The organism is Pseudoalteromonas sp. SG43-6 (assembly GCF_014164365.1).
Taxonomy (GTDB): Bacteria; Pseudomonadota; Gammaproteobacteria; order Enterobacterales; family Alteromonadaceae; genus Pseudoalteromonas; species Pseudoalteromonas rhizosphaerae.
The window spans coordinates 93,307-110,650 of sequence record NZ_JACJEZ010000009.1 but is presented as its reverse complement, the minus strand read 5'-3'; the positions used below and the strand labels follow the sequence as shown (position 1 = coordinate 110,650).

The following is a 17,344-nucleotide window of genomic DNA, read 5'->3' as shown; positions in this document are numbered from 1 at the left end:
ACCAATTAGGAAAAAACCATTCACATGAATGTTAATTAACTGCGAATTATTGCTATTTTTTAGGCATAAAAAAACCCAGCATCTTGCTGGGTTTTTAATAAATCAAATGCTATTAACGCTTAACTTTCACGCGCTCAATTGACTTAAGGTGTGCTTCTACACGACGGTTTTCCGCGTGTGCAGCAGGTGTGTTGTCTGTATTTTTAAGACGCTCTTCGCCTAGACCAACAGTAGTAATACGATCTTCAGCAATGCCATCAGCAATTAGCTTAGCAGCAACTGCATCAGCACGCTTTTTCGATAACCACTTGTTATACTCAGCTTTACCAACAGCTGAAGAATGACCTTCAAGTAATACTGTTGTGTCTGTATGCTCTTTTAAGAAGCTAGCAACTTGGTCAATACCGCTGTCATATTTACCAGCAACTTTTGAGGCGTTGTTAGGGAATGTTACTAACAAGCTTTTAGTTACTTCACGGTCTTCATATAAAGTACAACCTGTACCATCAACAGCATCTGTCATTGGTGTGTTTGCACATTGGTCATCTGCATCAGGGATGTTATCACCATCGCTATCTACCGGGGCAACTGCTACAGGTACTACTGTAGCTGGAGCTGGAGCAGCTTTAACTGGCTCAGCAGCTGAACTTTGCTTGCCAAATAAATAGCTAAGACCAAGTTTAGCACCTACATCTGTGTAACCACGGTCAAGGCCTTGGTAAATAGATGTTTCAGCATTAAATGCAAAATTATCAGTGAAGTAATGTTGGTAACCAGCACCCACATTAGCAAAAGTTAGGTTTTCTGTAATATCGATTTTTTTAAGACCGAAAATACCATAGAAAGGGCCGCCGTTGATGTGATAAAGACCATCAATACCTAAACGGTCGCCGTCCATGCTTGTTGCGTTCATGGCAGGATTTGCATTTGAAATGTCAAAATCCATATCAGCATATTCTAGACGTGCACTCCAGTAATCGTTAAAACGATAACCAATTTCTGCACCCCAACCAGTTGAATCATCAACGTTGGTACCTGCGCTTCCACGGACATTTTCCCATGAAGCATCGTAATAATCGCCAAAAGCACCGATAAAGAAACCTTCTTTTTCAGCAGCGAAACTTGAAGCGCTAGTTGCAGCTAGTGCTAAAGCAATAGTAAGTGATTTTAATTTCATTGTTTCCTTCCCATTTTCACAATTAAAATTGTAGCTAAGAGACCCTAGCTCAATAAGTTTAACCATAGAGTACCGTATCTTTAGTTAATCATTACTTAACGAAAATATTTAAATGCATATTTTGCAATTTAACTATTTATTAAAATAAAGCGCCCTACATTATAGTTCAGATAAAAAACTTTACCTAACTTGCACATCTATCGATTGTCAGCATTGTAATTGCTATCACTGCAATTTCAGCCACAACGTTTCTAATATCTTTGGCTTTAATAATTTAAATGCTTAAGCTAATGAGTGCATTATATTGGTTAATTTTAAATCAACAAGTAGTTAAGCATATTTATTTCTTATAATTATTAATAAATAACAGCTTTTAACTAAAGATCTGGATGTATAAGTCACATCAATTCATTAATCGTCGCTCAATTTACGAACAATACGCCTAACAATCAGCACTGCGTTATTATGTTCCGCAGAATGTTTGGTAATTAGTATCCCCATCAACAGGCGGGGAGTACCAAAATGCAGGGCTTGCCAACAATTGGTAAGGCGACCTCAAGGCCGTTAAATATTCATCTAACATGCTGCTTTCACCAGTACTTTCATACTGCTGTATTATGCTTTCAACAATATGATTACGCGGGATCAAGCGTGGGTTGGCTTGGCGCATCAGCTGATAGCTTTGCGTATTTGTTCTGGCTAACCACTTAATAGACCAACCAGCCAAGTCACTCGGAATGGCAGTCTGACCTTGCAATGATTCTGTTAAGGAGTCAAAAGTATTGGTGTAATCAAGCTGATGGGTTTTCAGTAAAGTTAATAACTCGGATACTAATTCAGCATCGCCATCTTGATGACCATCAAAGCCCAGTTTTTTCGCCCACATCTGTGTAAAGGCTTGATGAAACTGCTCAGCAAAACCATTTATTAATGGGCTTAATAGCTCAACAGCCTGCTCTTCGTCATCGCTAATTAAAGGAATTAAACTTTCAGCTAAACGTGCACAATTCCAATTAGCAATATTAGGTTGATTGCCAAAAGCATAGCGACCTTGGCGATCAATAGAACTAAATACAGTATCAAAATCAAACTGATTCATCATTGCACAAGGGCCATAATCGATGGTCTCACCACTGACGAGCGTATTATCAGTATTCATTACTCCATGAATAAAACCAACGCGCATCCAGCTAACAATCAGGCTAACTTGCTTTTCAATTACCGCACTTAAAAATGCCAAATAACGCGCAGAGCCCGTAGACTTTATCTCAGGATAATGACGCTCAATAGCTAAATCAGCTAAGGCTTTTAAACCAGTCTCGTCACCTTGCGCAGCTAAATACTGAAACGAACCGACACGTATATGACTACTAGCAACGCGGGTAACAATGGCTCCTTGTTGTGGTGGTTGACGGTAAACTGTTTCACCACTGGCAACAACTGCCAAACAACGTGTCGTCGCTATGCCAAGCCCGTGCATTGCCTCACTCATTATATATTCACGTACCGCAGGACCGATTGCACAACGGCCATCACCTCCACGTGAAAATGGCGTAGCACCAGAACCTTTGAGTTGAATGTCCCAAAGCTGTTGCTGCTGATCAGTGACAGCCCCTAATAAATGTGCTCGCCCATCACCTAAACGCGGTGAAAAATGTCCAAATTGATGCCCTGAGTAACCTAATGCCACAGCAGCAACATCGCTGTTATTAAGATTACCAGAAAAAATTACCGCACGTTCTGATGTGACAACCTCAATATTAAGCTGCCTAGCTAACGTATCGTTCCACAGCAGTAAGTTTGGAGCAATAACAGCACTTGGCTGATCAGCCACAGCAAAATCATCAGCAATCTGGGTGTAACGAGCAACTAATTTCATAGTATTCCTTAAGCTTGGGTTGTTTGTATACCAACGCGATTATCGCCCACGCTGTATGCAACTAACAGACTGAGCTCTTGTAGGCTTAATCCGCTTTGTTGCTGCAATTCATTAAAAAAATGTTGAGCGCTGGTAAGTGACTTTTTAGTTTGTAAACCGCCATCAATTATCTTATGAGCACGGAGATAACTTTCTACATCACGCGATAATAAAAAAGTGTCTTTCCCTAAGGTTCGCAATGCATAAGGGCCGGTGTTACCACCTAAACGCGCCCCATGCTTTTTTAAATACCCCCACAAACCAATAATATCGTCGCTCGGCCAATCTGCAATAAACTGACTAAAACTGCCATGTTCACTTGCCACTTCATGGATCATATACGCATTTTCTGGGATCGTTTGCACTTTTTTAAAGTTACGAACGATTCGCTCATCGGTGGCTTTTTGCTCAAGCATATCTGGCGGCATCATTAATAATTTAGCCACACTAAAATCCCAAAATACTTCCCGAAAACCTGGCCATTTATTGTTGATCACTGACCAATAAAAACCACTTTGAAAAATTTTGCGGGTAAACTCTTCAAGCCATGCATCATCAGGTAAAGCAGTTAATTGCTTTGCATTTTGAGGGGCAACAAGTAAGTGCTGTAACATTACTTCGCTACCTTTTCGCTGTGCCGCTCGTTGATATATATCTTGAAATTTTTCCATTACTCACTACCACTACTTGTTATTACGCTTACTGTAACGCTATTTACGTTGTAAAAAAATGTCAGGAGCACATTGCAGCTAAAAATAAACTTAAAAATATCCAGCCTTGACACCTAGACGGCTAAAATGCTTTAATCTTTCGTATTACCCCTATTTAAGGTGTGAGTTTTAAACGATAAAACTTGCACCATGGGCTAGAAGAGGTGCGTTATTCAGGTAACGTATGTGAGGAGCACACACTCCAGTGATCATACGTGAGGGGAATTAACGCCGAGAAGTAACACTTTTTGTGAAGTTTTACTTCGGGCGACTGGGTTGAATCCCAGCGACTGTCACCAATAACAGCTTGGCTGTTAAAATATTTGGTGGAGAGCTTCTGGTCTTAGCGTAATAAGGCCATAGCGCCCTATTATATTAAGCCCATTCGCTCTTCGAATTATTCGTTCGAACGACGTTAATGTGGCTCCAATCATAAAAGCTTATTAACTCCTCGAATCACTTATAAGTTCGTGAGAGATGATCAATAACTTCAATTTAAATGACTACCCTTTGTGGACGGCACTCGTCACGCCATTTACTGACGCTGGTGAAGTCGACTATGCCACTCTTGATCAGTTAGTTGCACAGCAGCAAGTGACTAACAATGGTATTTTATTACTTGGTAGCACTGGCGAAGGCCTCGCACTAACACTCAAAGAGCAACAAGCGATTGTTGAACACGTGTGCCAATTAACGCCAACAGTACCACTGATGGTTGCAGTAGGCGGTATAAACCTAAAGCAACAAATTGCCTGGGTTGAATACTGTAATCAGTTACCCATTCATAGCTATTTACTGGGCACTCCCCTATACGCTAAGCCCGGCGTGGTAGGCCAAACACATTGGTTTGAAAGCTTACTTAATACCAGTAAACATCCTTGCATGCTTTATAACGTACCAGGGCGCAGTGCTGTTGATATTCCATCGGCCGTAATTAGCAACTTGAAAGACCATAAAAACTTGTGGGCACTCAAAGAAGCCAGTGGCGACATTGCTAAATTTGAAGGTTTTAGAAAAGTCGCACCTAATTTAGCTATTTTTAGCGGTGACGATGCACTGATGCCTTACTTTGCCCAGGCTGGCGCAAAAGGTTTAGTCTCTGTGGCTGCTAATGCATGGCCTGTGCAAACCCATGAGTTTGTAAAACGAAGTCTCAGCGGTCAACACCCCAATTTATTTGCCGACTGGTCACAAGCCATTCAAAGCTTGTTTGCTGTCGCAAACCCTATCCCCGTCAAAGTATTGATGCATTTACAAGGGCGAATTAACAGCCCGTACTTACGCCCACCTTTGACGCATCTTGAGTTAACGCAAACTGATTGTATTAACAACGCAAACAACACCATTTTATCTTGGCATTAAATACAGGTTTTTATAATGAGCTGGTTAGAACTACTAAATAATTTAGAATCGGGCGCAGTGCGCGCAGCAACACAAGACGACAACGGCCAATGGCATGCTAACGTTGCAGTAAAACAAGGTATTTTAGAAGCGTTTAAAAATGGCACTAATACCGAATTTCCAGGTGGCTTTGTTGATAAACACAATTTAGCACCACAAGGTTTTGCAGCCGATGCTGGAGTGCGTATGGTACCTGGTGGCTCAAGCGTTCGCCGTGGCGCACACGTTGCTAAGGGCACGATTATTATGCCACCAGCATATGTAAACATTGGTGCCTTTATCGACGAAGGCACTATGGTTGATAGCCACGCGTTAGTGGGGTCGTGTGCGCAAGTAGGTAAAAATGTACATTTAAGCGCTGCAGTACAACTAGGCGGTGTACTTGAACCTATTGGTGCAAGCCCGGTGGTGGTAGAAGACGATGCATTCATCGGTGCAGGTTGCGTGATTGTTGAAGGCGTAGTAGTGAAAAAAGGCGCGGTGCTCGCACCAGGTGTACGCTTATCAGCAACTATTCCTGTTTATGACTGTGTTAATGAGCGCCAGCTGGCTAAAGGCGAGCCTATTCCTGAATACGCGATTGTTATTCCAGGTTCTCGCCCAGCTTCTAATACTTGGGCTCGCGAGCAAGGATTAAGTATGTCGTGTGCATTAATTGTAAAATACCGTGATGAACAAAGTGATGCATCATTGCTGCTTGAAGAGGTTTTACGTTAATGAGCTTTTTGAGCACGCCAGTTAAAACCGCCATTGATGAGCTATCAACTGCGCTTGATACACCCTTTTTTATTTACGACCTTGATACATTAAACGCACACTTAACGCGGTTAGTGACGCAAACTGAGGTAAAACTGTGGTATGCCGTAAAAGCTAACCCATTATCTAAAGTCATTCAAAGCTTAGATAACGCGGGTTTTAACTTTGATGTGGCAAGCAAGGGCGAACTTGAGCAAGTACTTGCTCAAGGTATTAACAGCGAGCGCGTGCTCAATACAGGGCCTGCCAAAAGCCCAAAACAAATTAAACACTTTATTGCGCGCGGCGTACGTACCTTTGTTGCCGAAAGCCTTAATCAAGTACGCTGGCTTAACGAGCAAGCAAGCTTACAAAACTGTCAGTTACAGGTATTACTGCGAGTGCAATTACGCTGGCCTGAAGGGGAAAAAAACCCACTTGGTGGCGATAGCCTTACTCCATTTGGTTTAGGTTGCGATGAATGGCAAGCGCTAAATACTAGCGACTACCCAGCGCTTAATTTTGACGGTCTGCATATTTTTCAGTGGGGCAACATGCTTAGCAGCGACAAACTCGCTGAGCTGTGGACACAAATGATTACGCCGTTAACAAAGCTTGCCAACGACTTAGGTATTCACTTAAAAGTACTCGACTTAGGCGGTGGTTTAGGTATTCCTTACACTCTTGATGCACCAACCTTAAGTTGGGATGCGCTCATTGATGCATTAGCTAACATTAAACATGCCGCAGGCGTACAAGAACTCTGGATGGAGCTTGGCCGTTATGCTGTGGGCGAATGCGGTCATTACGCAACGCCTGTCGTTGAGCGAAAACTTAACTATGCCCAACAACAAGTGATCTTAAGCGGCGGTATTAATCATTTATTGCGCCCTGCAGTCACCAGCCAAGATTTCCCAGCACGATTATTACGAGACTCAACTGCTGCATACAAAACTATGAGCTTATATGGGCCATTATGTACAGCACTTGATTGCTTAGGTGAACACCAATTACCTAGTGATTTAAATGAGCAAGACTGGTTGGTGTTTAGCCAATGTGGCGCGTACGGCTTTACCGAAAGTATGCCGTATTTTTTATGTCATGAGCTAGCCGCTGAATACACATTACAAAATGGCGAGCTTAACTGTATTCGCACAGCTGAAGATGCCAACTACTACTTAAGGTAATTGAGATGAGTACGACTAAAGCTATAAGCCAAGAAAACATAGTAGTTGGTGAAGTTGCCAACGGCCTACCGCTCACAATTCCTGTCTATCGTTTAAAAGGCGATGGCACTGGGCCAAGTGTGTATGTGCAAGCTAATATGCACGGTGCAGAAGTACAAGGCAATGCGGTTATTTACCAATTACTTGAGCAGCTTAAGCATCTTGAACTCAAAGGCGATATCACCCTGGTGCCTTACGCGAACCCAATTGGTTGCAATCAAAAATCGGGCGAATTCACCCTTGGTCGTTTTGATCCAATCACCGGCACCAACTGGAACCGCATGTATCACTGCAATAGTAAGCTCGCGAGCCAATTTGCTGAGCAATATAGTGATGCCGATGAGCAAACCTTAAAAAGTGAGTTTAAAGCCGCACTGATTGATGAAGTAGACCAACAACTAAGCGGTCCAGCTTATCGCCTAACTACAGGCAAACGCATTGCACTTAACTTGCAAAAGTTGGCACACCAAGCTGATATCGTGCTCGACTTACACACAGGCCCCATTTCGAGTCAGCATTTATATTGCCCAGATTATGCCAAGGCCAGTGCCAACTACTTTAATATTCCTCATGTATTAATCATCCCTAATGATTTTGCAGGAGCAATGGATGAAGCAAGTTTTTGCCCATGGTGGCAATTAACCGAGGCATTAGCTCAACAAGGGCGTGAATTTAATGTTCAAGTTGAAGCTTTTACGGTCGAACTCGGCAGCCAAGAAAAAATCGATTTAACTGCGGCCCTTGATGATGCTAATAGTATTTTAAGTTACCTAAATCATAAGCAGGTATTCGTTGATGCCCCCTATCAGCCAAAAGTAATGAAGCGCTACGGCTGTGATTTAAATGATTACCTTGCTTACTATGCACCTATGGGCGGCATGGTTGAGTATATAGCGCCACTTGGCGGCCATATCAAAGCTGGCGAGCCGATTGCTAGAGTATTGCGAATGGAGCGCTACCTAGCAGAGCAACCATTACAAACCCTAACATTTGATTGTGACGCCATCGCGATTTTGCATTTTGCTTCAGCAAGCGTAAACCAAGGCACCGAACTATATAAATTCTTTACTAACGTATTTGAGCTTTAATTTTTATATCAAGCTCAACCCTTCTCATTGCGTGAGAGCACGACTATCCAATTGGAAAAAGTGCATTGAACAAGCGGCTTCGGCCGCTTTTTCTTTGTATTTATGGGCAAAAAGCGCCACAATCAACTAAGTTCAGTAACAATTCACTGATATTCAGTTAAAGTAAATGCTGGATAAATGTATGGGATAGGTATCTTAGTCGTTTTATGATACTGAAATTAGCCTATTCTCATTTACGAAAAACACAATAGCTACTCTCTATTTGATTTTATCAAAGGAATAATAATGACTTGGCACTATGGGATCCTATTTACTGCACTATTATCAAGCTCTGCATTCGCACAATCAGAATCAACAGCAAAAACCAACGAGCAAGATGATGATGTCGAGCTAGTAAAGCAATGTATTTTAAATGAGGCAATTGGCGGGGCTGGCGAGATGACGCTAGCACAACTGCGTGAAAAATGCTCATCACTTGATGAAAGCAAACAACTTACCGCACTCGATAAGCGCCAAGCACGCGAAGAAGTAAGTAAAGAAAACCGTAATGTTATTACCCCACACAAACGTAACTACATTTTACCTGTTTCTTATGTATCCCACCCAAACAATAGCTCGTTTGAAGCGTATGACGAACTAACCGGTGAAAAACAAGATGAACCACTCGATAACTTAGAAGCAAAATATCAGCTTTCAATTAAGGTACCTATTTTCGATGATTTTTCTGATGAAGACCAGGCTATATTTTTTGCCTTTACATTACAGTCATATTGGCAGCTTTATAACAAAGAAAGTTCCTCACCATTTCGTGAGACCAACTATGAGCCTGAAATTTTTTGGGTTAATTATTTAGATAAAAAGCACGTTCCATGGGGCGACGAAATGGCAGTAGTCCTTGGTATTTCGCATCAATCTAACGGTAATAGTCAGCCTGATTCGCGCTCATGGAACCGTATTTATGCAAACTTTTTGTGGGAAAACGATGGCTATGTGTTTAGCTTTAAACCTTGGTACCGTATTTCAGAAAGCGAGAAGGAAACGCCATTAGATCCAAGAGGTGATGATAACCCTGATATTTACAAATACATGGGTTACTTTGAATTTAGCGGTGCATATCGACTTAATGATCATGAATTTAGTTTTATGACCCGCAATAATTTAAATTCAGATAACCGCGGTGCAATTCAGCTTGATTGGTCATTCCCATTATGGGGCCGAGTTCGCGGTTACGCCCAATACTTCAACGGCTACGGTGAAAGTTTAATTGATTATAACGCTGACATAGAACGTATTGGCGTGGGTATATTATTAACTGATTTACTATAAAAAAAGGCCAAGCAATTGCTTGGCCTTATCTTTTGTTTGCTCTGAATTCTAACTACTTAATAATTCTAAATGTACCTTCAAACTCAGCAACCAGTAACTCACCATCGTAGATTTCCACTGGCACTACATAGCTCGCTTTACCTTCTGACTCTAACTCGGCTAATTTACCCTTACAGCCGCTTAAATCAACGCTGCCACGTGGGTCGTTATTAAGCGGTTTTAAATATTTAATATTAGCATCAGCTAACACAATATTACCTTCAAGCCCGGCTTCTTTGAGTGCTAAATAAGTCGCGCCCCAGCCGGTTAACGTCGCTAAACTATAAATAGAGCCAGCAAACATAGTGTTATGCAAGTTTAAGTTCGCATTTAAATCTGCACTGGTGGTAAATTGCCAATCAGTGTAACTTTCAACTTTAATGCCCATAGCATCGCTGATCGGAATAGATTCGCGCCAGGTATTTTGCAGAACTTGGGTCCAATTGGGATGGCGGAACCAGCCTGGCTCAGACGGTTTTTGTTTCACCATTTTCCAGTGTTGTACATCATCGTAAGCTAAGTGAGCCTTTTCTTTTAATTCATAACCATGACGTTTGTAAAATTCTAATGCTCGTTCACGAGCGAATAAAACTAACTCATCGGCGTCTTGAGTCCAGGCTATTTTCTCGAGCTCATGCAATAAACGGCTACCAATGTGTTGATTACGGTTATCTTGTGCAACGGCCATATAACGGACTTGCGCTTGTTGTTGATTATTAAAATGCAGTCGTGCAACACCTAACACTGCCCCCTCTTTATTTTTAATAAAGCGATGCTCAGCATCTTGCTCTAAATCATCCTGCTCAGAACCACGCGGTTCATTCCAAGGCGCGCGCAATACTTGCCAACGTAATTGATAATACGCTTGCCAATCTTCGCTACTTTGTGGTGTTGTCACCTGAAACATAATCACTCCTGTTGCTACCAAGGCCGCAAACGCTTGCTAATTCAAGATGCGTTTATCTAACTAAAAATGCGGTCAGTTATTATTTGCAAACTACCATACTCCATCTGGTAAAAACTTGGAATACGACTTTGGTGAGCAACGCAAAATAACTGCTTTACCTGTAAATCTTGATAGACATATTGGCACTTTAGATTGACTCGTCTATGCTGATGTAACTATGGAACATTTTTTTGAAGACAACGGGGCAGTAAAACACAGCTTTATCGAAGATTGTCACCGTATCGGGCAACTACTCTATTGGCACAAATATGGCGCCGATTGCATTCAGGTACGCCAACATAAGCAGTTACGTTGGTTATTGATCAACGAAACACTACAGTCAGTGGTCGAGAAAAGCAGCCCAAGCCATTTGCTGTTTCCGCATTTGCAATATTTAGCGCAATTATGGCAACCACTCCCGGCACCAAACGCCGTACTTGAACTGGGCTTAGGTGGCGGCGCTATCCGCAATTACTTACAACACACCTACCCTGATAGTCAGCTACTTTCTGTAGAGAAAAATCCGAATATCATTCATTGCTATAAGCGTTTTTTTGGTGGTGAGCATGCATCGAATTTACGCTGTTTTGATGCTGAAGCTGTATTAGAGCATGGCCCACAATACGATTGGATCATTCTTGACCTATTTAGCCAATTAGATGCGCCGTTATTTTTATACAAACACCGCTTTTATGAAAAACTGCGCTGTGCTTTAACTAAAAATGGCTATTTATTTATTAATTTTTTATCTGGTCATGAATCACAATTAAAGCAGTTAGAACATTTGCTGATCACCACTTTTGGTAAAATACCTGGCATCGAAAAAATTCCAGGTTATGCCAACAACATCGTGGTGATCAGAAAATAACTGCTAGCCTTAACTACACTGTTAAATTAAATGTCACCGGCCCATCATTACATAAACTGACTTGCATATCCGCAGCAAATTGCCCTGTAGCTACGCTTAACCCCATAACTCTAGCTTGGCTAACAAAGTATTCGTATAGCTCATTAGCTTGTGCAGGTGTGGCTGCTGATGAAAAACTTGGCCGCATGCCTTTTTTAGTATCTGCCGCCAGAGTAAATTGCGATACCACCAATAACTCACCTTGAATATCTTGCAGGCTTAAATTCATTTTGTCGTTTTCATCGCTAAATACGCGGTAATTGCTAACTTTATGTAGCAGCTTATCAGTGCTTTGTTGATCATCATGCTTTTCAACTCCAAGCAACAATAAAAGCCCCTGCTCAATTTGCCCAACCACCTGACCATCCACTTCAACTTTTGCGTGTTTTACGCGCTGAATTAATCCTTGCATCTATTCCTCGATAATTTGATACACATAAGATCGGCTGCACGCCGCACTGCCGCTAAATATACATTACTATCAACACCATGCCCAACACCATCTAAAATAAGTAACTGTGCGTTGAGTTGCTCAGCTAAATGCTGTACGGCATTAAAACGACACACTAAATCATGCCTGCCATGAATAAACCAAGTAGGAATTTTACTAATTTTTTTATAGTGTTCACCAATGAAGTTATCAGTAATAAAACACTGAGCAGTAAAGTAATGGACCATTAAACGCGCCATATTAAGCCCCAACTGTGGTGAACTTAACCCCCATTGATGTTGCTGTTTACCATGGCTTAATACGTTTTCCCATTGGCACCATAATTTAGCAAAGTGATTTGCATTAATTTGATTATCATCATTTAATTGCCGCCGATAAAACGCAAAAATGCTGGCAACATCAGGTAACTCCTGAGAAAAACGCGCATATAATTCAGGATAAAAATGTGCAGCAGCACCATGACGACTATATAGCCACTGAAAATCGGCTGAAGTAGCTAAAAACGTGCCTCGTAAAATTAACCCATGTACATGTTGAGTGTGTTCGATGGCATACAGCAAACACAGAGTTGCTCCCCACGAACCACCGCTTAACACCCACTTTTCTAGTCCTAAGTAAGTGCGTAAATAATCAAGGTCAGCGACCAGTTCTGTGGTTGTATTAGCGCTAGTTAAATGAGGCGTTGATTGCCCGCAGCCGCGTTGGCTATATAAAATAATACGATAACGGGTAGGATCAAAGAAACGGCAATTATCAGCATGTAAACCTACGCCGGGCCCGCCATGGCAAATTACCACCGGCAAGCCAGCTGGATCACCGAACTCTTGTACATGAATTTGGTGCCCACTTCCCACACTCAAATGAAAATCATGGTATGGGGTAATATTTGGATATAACTGCATAATGCCGATTCTCCTATCAGCGATGCAGTGAATTACTTATTAGCATCGCCCTCATCAAGGATAATATCGGGTGTATCTTCGATATTTTTAGGGCCAATACATACTGTAAACTCTGCACCGAGTAACACAACCACCCACGACAAATACACCCACACAAATAAAATTGGAATAGTTGCCACCGCACCATAAATCACTTCGTATGAAGGAAAGTGACTGATATAAAGCGCAAAACCTTTTTTAGTTAATTCAAACAACAAGGCTGCAAATAAAGCACCTGGTACTGCAGCTTTAAAAGATACGCGAGTATTAGGCACTAAAGTATAGAGCATAATAAAGCCAGCCATAGAAATTAAATAAGGCAGTAATTTTAATAAAAAGCCACTAAAGCCCGGAATCCCCTGATCGGCAAATGATACTAACGACACAATATATGAAGTAACACCAATACTTGCGCCTAATAACAATGGCCCTAAACTCAACACCATCCAATATACCGCGAAAGAAATCATCATTGGCCGCTTGGTTTTAATCCGCCAAATTCGATTCAGCGTCGCATCAACATTACGGATCAGTAGCAATGCTATCGCTGCGAGAAAACCAATACCTACAGCGGTCATTTGATTCGCATTACCTGCAAAAGATGTTATATGCTCTTTAATTACATCTGATGAGGTAGGCACAAAGTTAGTAAATAAAAAGTTTTCAATAGCAATACGGGTATCTTCAAAACCAGGAAAAGCCGAGAAAATAGCCACGCCAACTGCAATTAAAGGAACCAATGAAAGTAAGGTTACATAGGCTAAATAACCAGCATTTACAGTAATTTGGTCGTCAATGCAGCGATTAATATACTGCATCCACCACGTTGGCTGCTGACGTATAAGTACCCTCAACTGCTGTTTATAATGTGCGACCTTTTCATTCATAAAGTTAACTTTCTGCTAAAATAGTTTTGATTATCATAGCAATCCACCACATAATTTACAGCACTAACGGATTTAAAAAGGGATCTCGATGAAAAAACTGACTTTACTCAGCGCACCAATATTGGCCTTATCACTGGCTTTATCTGGCTGCCAATCTGCATATTACTCGGCTATGGAATCAGTTGGGGTGCATAAGCGTGACATTTTAGTGGACCGCGTAGAAGCAACTAAAGAGTCTCAAGAAGAGTCTCAAGAGGAATTCCAATCTGCACTTGAACGTTTAACAACATTGATTAACTTTGATGGTGGAGATGTTCAAGCAGCCTATGACCAACTCAATGATGACTACGAATCTAGCCTTGCGGCTGCTAATGACGTTACAAATAACATCAACAAAGTTGAAGATGTAGCTGAAGCATTGTTTGAAGAATGGAGCGATGAATTAGAACAATATTCTAACGCTTCACTTAAACGTGAAAGTAATAAAAAGCTCACCGCAACCAAACGTGACTTTGATAAACTGTTACGCTCTATGCGTAATGCTGAAAGCAAGATGGAGCCGGTACTGTCATCACTGCATGACAATGTTTTATACTTGAAGCATAACCTTAATGCACAAGCTGTATCAGCCATTCAAGGTGAATTCACTAATCTTAAGCGCAATATAAAAGTGTTAATGGATGATATGAACAAGTCGATTGCTGATTCAAATAAATTTATTGAGCAAATGAGTAAAGCAGGCTAAATCAGCCTGTGAGTTTGCCTGTCACTTATCAAGAGCGCTAGTTTGCTAGTCGCAGAGTAATCAAAGCCTACATTTATGTAGGCTTTTTTGTTGTTATATCTTGTTACTTTTTAAGTGTTATTTCATCTGCTATTTTTGCTACACTTTTACCTAATTAAAATTATAAAAACATAAAACAATGAAAATACATGCAGCTAGTTTAATTATCGCATCAAGTTTATTAGCTGCGTGTAGCACTGCCAATCATGTGCAAAGAATTGCAGGCGCTGATACTGTTGTGCCACTTCATCAAGAGGGTGAGCAGGCTGGGCGCTACCACAACCTCTATCCAGGGAAAAAAACCTATCCGATTAGCTGCGAAAGCGATTGTTACCCAAGTAATGCTAACTTGATATGTGAAACTCCGGGTGAAAACTGCCTCTATCAAGGCGCGCAACTAGCACCACAACTAAATACCGGCTACACAGTACGCTGGCTCGGTCACGCTGGGTTTATGATCAACACTCCTAACGGCCAGCAAGTTGTATTTGACCCAGTAAAAGCTCAATTTGATTCTCCGGTTGATTTAGCTTTTCGGCTTGCATCTGGGTTTTATCGTAAACCTGGGGACTGGCTTAGCGAAAGCGAACTTAACAATCTAGACGCAGTAATTTATTCTCATATCCATTACGATCACTTCAATAAAGCAGACATTGAAAGCATAGGTAATAAACCTCGCTACTTAACACCACTTGGTATGGCAGATAACTTTCCTACCGGTGGTTTTAATATTAGCGAAATGGCGTGGTACGCAAACACTAAAATTGATGATTTAACCATTCATGCGCTACCTGCACATCATTTTAGCGCCCGCGTGCTGGTACCTTTTATTTATGAAGATCGCGATAAAGATTTATGGAATGGCTGGTTACTTGAGCAAAATGGCAGCACTTTATTTTTTGCAGGCGATACTGGCTACTCCCAACATTTTAACGATATACAGAAAAAATATGGCGCTATCGATGTGTGCTTAATGCCAATCGCCTCGTACTACCATGAAGAAAACGGTAACTGGTATCGTTATGTACATACTACTCCTGAGGATGCCTTAACAGCCGCACAGGAGCTTAACTGTAAAGTTATAATACCTTGGGGCTATGGCAACTCAAGTTGGAAGATGGGCGATCACAGCAGCCATTCTGCATTGCTGCGCTTATTGCATATGTATGATGAAATGAAGTCACAAATCCCGCTGTATATTTTAAATGAAGGGCAAAGTGTCGCACTATAAAACGACACTTGGATACTCATACGATTGCTCTTCCGCCTTACATTCATCATCACCGAGAGAGCGATTTATTGGCCCAAGTAACATACTAAAAAAACCATTAATGATATTCGCTGTTTGATGTGTATCTGAACTATCAAGCGAGTGGTTCTGCACTTGCCGTTGCTGACTTTGTGCACTACCAACAACAAAGTCACAACCCGAGCTCATTACTTGCGAAGAAGTACAGCCAGATAACAACATAGCCACAATTATTCCTTTTATATTAATTCTAGTAGTGCCATTACTTTACCTGTTAACTGAGCGAGAAAATGTAAAAAACTGTATTCACTTACGATCCATTACTATCACTAATTTTATACCTGAACATTCTGTCTGTTGTTTTCAATTTTTGTTTCAGTCACTATTGAACCACAAACAAAATAAGAAACTTTGAGAATTAGATGAAAACAGCCGCGCTTACCTTAGGCCTATTAATGAGCAACGCCGCTATGGCTATCGATGTAGAGCATACAGCAACACCAATTACTATTGACGGTGTATCTGAAAGCGCATGGGACCAAGCAAAATGGCAGCCTATGCCTTTTCTTATGGATGGCACCTTGCCTGACTCAGATAAAGACTTTAAAGGCCGCTACAAGTTACTTTGGGATGAAAACTACCTGTATTTACAAGCCGATATTGTGGATGATGTACTAATTGATACCCATCCAGATCCTACCGATAAGTACTGGGACGATGATGCCTTAGAAGTGTTTATTGATAGCGACGCATCTGGCGGTAACCATCAGTTCAATCATACTGCGTTTGCCTATCACATTGGTCTTGATAACCAAGCTGCCGATTTCGGAGCTGATAAAAAACCCCATTTATACACAGATCATTTAATCAGCCACTGGCAACGAAACAGTACCGCCCCATATAACATCACATGGGAAGTAGCCATTAAGCTCTACCCGAATGATTTCCAAGAAGGCGCGCCAAACACCCCGCTTAAGTTAACGGCAAAACAAGTAATCGGCTTTATGCTCGCCTACTGCGATAACGACGGCAGTAAAATTCGTGAGCACTTTATGGGTTCGCATGAAGTACAACCCGTTAATGGCAGCCGCAACCTAGGCTATATCGACGCCAGCGTATTTGGAAAGGTTACGTTATTACCGAAAAAGTGATAGGAGTTGGCGAGTCAACTAGAGTAAAGTTAGCAAGTTAAGCAAGGTTGGGTTGAGCGCAGCGAAACCCAACGAAAAAATACCCCGCTAACAAAAACAGGGGCTTTGCATTATCAGCTACTTTAAAAGCCCTTCCTCTTTTACTGCTCATTTTCTTCTCCTTGTGCAAAAAAATCTTTAAGTCAGTTATTCACAAAGAGGATAAGAGGCGCTGCACTTTTAGAGGAAAGAGGTTATGTTGCATGGTTTATAAAATCTAGCGATTTTTACCTAATAGCTATACAAACACCAATCTAGCCAACTACGCTGTTCTAATCTGACAGCTGACCGCTTATAGCTTACAGCTCTTCCCCTCACAAACTTTACTCTCGCTAACTTTACTCTCGCTAACTAATAACCACAAAAAAG

Annotated in this window: 17 protein-coding genes and 1 riboswitch; of the genes, 9 read left to right on the top strand and 8 right to left on the bottom strand. The window is 41.4% G+C overall.

From position 1 onward, the window contains the following. Nucleotides 1-112: 112 nt before the first annotated feature. From H5201_RS06020 to H5201_RS06010, 3 genes are all read right to left on the bottom strand, one after another. Entirely contained in the window at nucleotides 113-1,177 is a 1,065-nt protein-coding gene (locus H5201_RS06020) for an OmpA family protein (RefSeq protein ID WP_182740387.1), read from the bottom strand. A 463-nt stretch (nucleotides 1,178-1,640) separates the two neighbouring features. Further along, nucleotides 1,641-3,056, bottom strand: a complete 1,416-nt coding sequence (locus tag H5201_RS06015) for a YdiU family protein (protein ID WP_149980471.1) — start codon at nucleotides 3,054-3,056, stop codon at nucleotides 1,641-1,643. An 8-nt stretch (nucleotides 3,057-3,064) separates the two neighbouring features. Next, entirely contained in the window at nucleotides 3,065-3,766 is a 702-nt protein-coding gene (locus H5201_RS06010; RefSeq protein ID WP_182783931.1) for a DNA-3-methyladenine glycosylase I, read from the bottom strand. 190 nt (nucleotides 3,767-3,956) lie between these two features. Next, nucleotides 3,957-4,150: riboswitch (Lysine riboswitch) on the top strand. Between the two features lie 132 nt (nucleotides 4,151-4,282). Here H5201_RS06010 and dapA point away from each other — a divergent pair. The 5 genes from dapA (at nucleotide 4,283) to H5201_RS05985 (ending at nucleotide 9,581) form a co-directional block, all read left to right on the top strand. After that, nucleotides 4,283-5,167, top strand: coding sequence for a 4-hydroxy-tetrahydrodipicolinate synthase (gene dapA, locus H5201_RS06005; RefSeq protein WP_182783928.1), 885 nt, complete (start codon nucleotides 4,283-4,285; stop codon nucleotides 5,165-5,167). Between the two features lie 15 nt (nucleotides 5,168-5,182). Beyond that, nucleotides 5,183-5,923 carry a 2,3,4,5-tetrahydropyridine-2,6-dicarboxylate N-succinyltransferase gene (locus H5201_RS06000; RefSeq protein WP_182735693.1) on the top strand — a complete coding sequence of 247 codons (741 nt, stop codon included), beginning with the start codon at nucleotides 5,183-5,185 and terminating at the stop codon, nucleotides 5,921-5,923. Then, entirely contained in the window at nucleotides 5,923-7,128 is a 1,206-nt protein-coding gene (locus tag H5201_RS05995; RefSeq protein WP_182740384.1) for a PLP-dependent decarboxylase, read from the top strand. Before H5201_RS06000 ends, H5201_RS05995 begins: the two co-directional genes overlap by 1 nt. Before the next feature lie 5 nt (nucleotides 7,129-7,133). Then, a complete protein-coding gene (locus H5201_RS05990) occupies nucleotides 7,134-8,255 on the top strand; it encodes a succinylglutamate desuccinylase/aspartoacylase family protein (protein WP_182783926.1) in 1,122 nt (373 codons plus the stop codon). Between the two features lie 285 nt (nucleotides 8,256-8,540). Continuing rightward, a complete protein-coding gene (locus tag H5201_RS05985) occupies nucleotides 8,541-9,581 on the top strand; it encodes a phospholipase A (protein ID WP_149980465.1) in 1,041 nt (346 codons plus the stop codon). Between the two features lie 52 nt (nucleotides 9,582-9,633). Here H5201_RS05985 and H5201_RS05980 read toward each other — a convergent pair whose 3' ends face one another. Then, a complete protein-coding gene (locus H5201_RS05980; protein WP_182783924.1) occupies nucleotides 9,634-10,527 on the bottom strand; it encodes a bifunctional GNAT family N-acetyltransferase/hotdog fold thioesterase in 894 nt (297 codons plus the stop codon). 217 nt (nucleotides 10,528-10,744) lie between these two features. On the opposite strand from H5201_RS05980, the gene H5201_RS05975 reads away from it, so the two are divergent. Then, nucleotides 10,745-11,434: a spermidine synthase gene (locus tag H5201_RS05975; protein WP_182718985.1), complete on the top strand. Its 690-nt coding sequence runs from the start codon at nucleotides 10,745-10,747 to the stop codon at nucleotides 11,432-11,434. Nucleotides 11,435-11,447: 13 nt separating this feature from the next. Here H5201_RS05975 and dtd read toward each other — a convergent pair whose 3' ends face one another. From dtd to H5201_RS05960, 3 genes are read right to left on the bottom strand one after another with little or no spacing between them, the layout of a single operon-like run. Further along, the gene (gene dtd / locus H5201_RS05970) at nucleotides 11,448-11,885 is read right to left on the bottom strand and encodes a D-aminoacyl-tRNA deacylase (protein ID WP_149980463.1); all 438 of its coding nucleotides are present in this window, start codon (nucleotides 11,883-11,885) and stop codon (nucleotides 11,448-11,450) included. Then, entirely contained in the window at nucleotides 11,873-12,826 is a 954-nt protein-coding gene (locus H5201_RS05965) for an alpha/beta fold hydrolase (protein ID WP_182783923.1), read from the bottom strand. Before H5201_RS05965 ends, dtd begins: the two co-directional genes overlap by 13 nt. Before the next feature lie 32 nt (nucleotides 12,827-12,858). Further along, a complete protein-coding gene (locus tag H5201_RS05960; protein ID WP_145237963.1) occupies nucleotides 12,859-13,752 on the bottom strand; it encodes a virulence factor BrkB family protein in 894 nt (297 codons plus the stop codon). An 88-nt stretch (nucleotides 13,753-13,840) separates the two neighbouring features. Between H5201_RS05960 and H5201_RS05955 the strand changes: the two genes are divergently transcribed. Both H5201_RS05955 and H5201_RS05950 read left to right on the top strand, forming a co-directional pair. Next, entirely contained in the window at nucleotides 13,841-14,497 is a 657-nt protein-coding gene (locus H5201_RS05955) for a DUF2959 domain-containing protein (RefSeq protein WP_182783921.1), read from the top strand. A gap of 178 nt (nucleotides 14,498-14,675) precedes the next feature. Further along, nucleotides 14,676-15,767, top strand: coding sequence for an MBL fold metallo-hydrolase (locus tag H5201_RS05950; RefSeq protein ID WP_182783919.1), 1,092 nt, complete (start codon nucleotides 14,676-14,678; stop codon nucleotides 15,765-15,767). On the opposite strand, the gene H5201_RS05945 is transcribed toward H5201_RS05950, so the two are convergent. After that, entirely contained in the window at nucleotides 15,762-16,007 is a 246-nt protein-coding gene (locus H5201_RS05945) for a hypothetical protein (RefSeq protein ID WP_182783938.1), read from the bottom strand. The genes H5201_RS05950 and H5201_RS05945 overlap by 6 nt on opposite strands. 200 nt (nucleotides 16,008-16,207) lie before the next feature. Between H5201_RS05945 and H5201_RS05940 the strand changes: the two genes are divergently transcribed. Beyond that, complete coding sequence (locus H5201_RS05940; RefSeq protein WP_182783917.1) at nucleotides 16,208-16,936, top strand: CBM9 family sugar-binding protein; 729 nt, start codon at nucleotides 16,208-16,210, stop codon at nucleotides 16,934-16,936. The last annotated feature ends 408 nt before the right edge of the window (nucleotides 16,937-17,344 follow it).

What these genes read in the sequence shown, in the direction of transcription:
- H5201_RS05995 (WP_182740384.1), top strand. Translation starts at nt 5,923, where the DNA reads ATGAGCTTTTTGAGCACGCCAGTTAAAACCGCCATTGATGAGCTATCA.
- H5201_RS06020 (WP_182740387.1), bottom strand. Translation starts at nt 1,177, where the DNA reads ATGAAATTAAAATCACTTACTATTGCTTTAGCACTAGCTGCAACTAGC.
- H5201_RS05955 (WP_182783921.1), top strand. Translation starts at nt 13,841, where the DNA reads ATGAAAAAACTGACTTTACTCAGCGCACCAATATTGGCCTTATCACTG.
- H5201_RS06015 (WP_149980471.1), bottom strand. Translation starts at nt 3,056, where the DNA reads ATGAAATTAGTTGCTCGTTACACCCAGATTGCTGATGATTTTGCTGTG.
- H5201_RS05980 (WP_182783924.1), bottom strand. Translation starts at nt 10,527, where the DNA reads ATGTTTCAGGTGACAACACCACAAAGTAGCGAAGATTGGCAAGCGTAT.
- dtd (WP_149980463.1), bottom strand. Translation starts at nt 11,885, where the DNA reads ATGCAAGGATTAATTCAGCGCGTAAAACACGCAAAAGTTGAAGTGGAT.
- H5201_RS05940 (WP_182783917.1), top strand. Translation starts at nt 16,208, where the DNA reads ATGAAAACAGCCGCGCTTACCTTAGGCCTATTAATGAGCAACGCCGCT.
- H5201_RS05945 (WP_182783938.1), bottom strand. Translation starts at nt 16,007, where the DNA reads ATGTTGTTATCTGGCTGTACTTCTTCGCAAGTAATGAGCTCGGGTTGT.
- H5201_RS05990 (WP_182783926.1), top strand. Translation starts at nt 7,134, where the DNA reads ATGAGTACGACTAAAGCTATAAGCCAAGAAAACATAGTAGTTGGTGAA.
- H5201_RS05950 (WP_182783919.1), top strand. Translation starts at nt 14,676, where the DNA reads ATGAAAATACATGCAGCTAGTTTAATTATCGCATCAAGTTTATTAGCT.
- H5201_RS05985 (WP_149980465.1), top strand. Translation starts at nt 8,541, where the DNA reads ATGACTTGGCACTATGGGATCCTATTTACTGCACTATTATCAAGCTCT.
- H5201_RS05960 (WP_145237963.1), bottom strand. Translation starts at nt 13,752, where the DNA reads ATGAATGAAAAGGTCGCACATTATAAACAGCAGTTGAGGGTACTTATA.
- H5201_RS05965 (WP_182783923.1), bottom strand. Translation starts at nt 12,826, where the DNA reads ATGCAGTTATATCCAAATATTACCCCATACCATGATTTTCATTTGAGT.
- dapA (WP_182783928.1), top strand. Translation starts at nt 4,283, where the DNA reads ATGATCAATAACTTCAATTTAAATGACTACCCTTTGTGGACGGCACTC.
- H5201_RS06010 (WP_182783931.1), bottom strand. Translation starts at nt 3,766, where the DNA reads ATGGAAAAATTTCAAGATATATATCAACGAGCGGCACAGCGAAAAGGT.
- H5201_RS06000 (WP_182735693.1), top strand. Translation starts at nt 5,183, where the DNA reads ATGAGCTGGTTAGAACTACTAAATAATTTAGAATCGGGCGCAGTGCGC.
- H5201_RS05975 (WP_182718985.1), top strand. Translation starts at nt 10,745, where the DNA reads ATGGAACATTTTTTTGAAGACAACGGGGCAGTAAAACACAGCTTTATC.